The sequence below is a fragment of the Staphylococcus sp. HMSC34C02 genome (assembly GCF_001838705.1).
GTDB lineage: Bacteria > Bacillota > Bacilli > Staphylococcales > Staphylococcaceae > Staphylococcus > Staphylococcus borealis.
Genome location: NZ_KV838582.1, coordinates 26,143 through 27,770, shown reverse-complemented (window position 1 = coordinate 27,770; position 1,628 = coordinate 26,143). Strand labels below are relative to the sequence as shown.

Genomic DNA, 1,628 nt, shown 5'->3' with positions numbered 1-1,628 from the left:
GAGTTGAGAAAATTGAGAAGCGAGTTTAGTAGAGCTAAAAGAGCAAGCAATTTTAGAAAAGGAAGAAAGATGCGAGCGCTTGTCTCGAAGTAAAGTAAGGTTCTTAGCGGCGATGGTAGCCGATTTACGTTCCGCTAGAGTAGGACGTTGCCAGGCAAAGTAATGAGACCGTAAGGTCTCTTTTTTTATGCTTAAAATTAAAATGAAAATTTAATGATATAAATGTATAATGCTTTACGAAGAGAAAGCGCTTGAAGCTGATGAGTTGAGAAAATTGAGAAGCGAGTTTAGTAGAGCTAAAAGAGCAAGCAATTTTAGAAAAGGAAGAAAGATGCGAACGCTTGTGTTGAACTAAATGTACACAAATAACACTCCCATACAGATCAATGGGAGTGTTATATCATTAAATTAAAAGTGAATACAGCATCTTGTTTTCATTAATATAAATATTTGATGGATCAAAATTATGAACATTAAATTTGAGTTGATTAAGGTCATCATGATTTTTAAGCTGAATGCCAATAATAACAGTACCCGTATTTTGAGAAGTTTTCTTTAAGTATTCAAACTTAGTAATATCATCTTGTGGTCCTAAAACATCATTTACAAATTCCTTGAGTGCACCAGGACGTTGAGGAAAGTTAAGTATAAAGTAATGTTTCATTTCCTCATAAAGTAATGAACGCTCTTCGATTTCTTTCATACGATTGATATCGTTATTACCACCACTAATGACGCATACTACAGTCTTACCTCGAATTTCTTTTTTATAATTCTCTAATGCTGCTACACTTAATGCACCTGCAGGTTCTGCAACGATGGCTTGTTTTGAGTACATATCTAAGATAGTTGAACAGACTGCTCCTTCATCTACTTGAATATAGTCGTCAACATATTGCTTAGCAATATTAAACGTGATATCACCTACACGTGCTACAGAAGCACCATCTACAAATTTATCAATATGGTCGAGTGTAACAACTTTATTTTGTACAACTACTGATTCATACATGCTGCTAGCGCCAGTAGGTTCAACACCAATTATTTTAGTTTGTGGGCTATATTGATTTAAATACGTACTTATACCTGAAATCAAACCGCCACCACCAATTGCAGCGAATAAATAGTCAAAAGTAATAGCATCATGATTTGACTGATTCAAAATTTCTTTTGCAAGGGTGCCTTGACCAGCGATTGTGTTGACGTTATTAAAAGGATCAATGAAGGTCATATGATTTTGTTTAGTATAAGCTAAAGCTTCTTTTAAACAATCATCAAAGGTGTCTCCAGTTAGCACGATTTTAACATTTTTTGAACCAAAGAATTTAACTTGATTAACTTTTTGAAGAGGTGTGGTCACTGGCATAAATATGACTGCTTGTAAATTTAGTGCTTTAGCAGTATATGCCACACCTTGAGCATGATTTCCGGCACTGGCACATGTAATACCTTTTTCTTTAGCCTCATCAGTTAATACCGAAATGGCATTATATGCACCTCTAAGTTTAAATGAACGCACCCATTGTAAATCTTCTCTTTTTAAATAGACGTTACAATCATATTTTTGCGAAAGATAGAGATCATATTGTAGAGGTGTCTCTTTAACAACATCTTTAATTCGTAAATAT

1 protein-coding gene is annotated in these 1,628 nt (G+C 34.2%); it reads right to left on the bottom strand.

Annotation, left to right across the window (positions count from 1 at the left end; translation table 11 throughout):
• Nucleotides 1-403: 403 nt before the first annotated feature.
• Nucleotides 404-1,628, bottom strand: a 1,225-nt coding sequence (gene ilvA / locus HMPREF3239_RS06195) for a threonine ammonia-lyase IlvA (RefSeq protein WP_070855064.1), incomplete at its 5' end; no start/stop codon positions are given.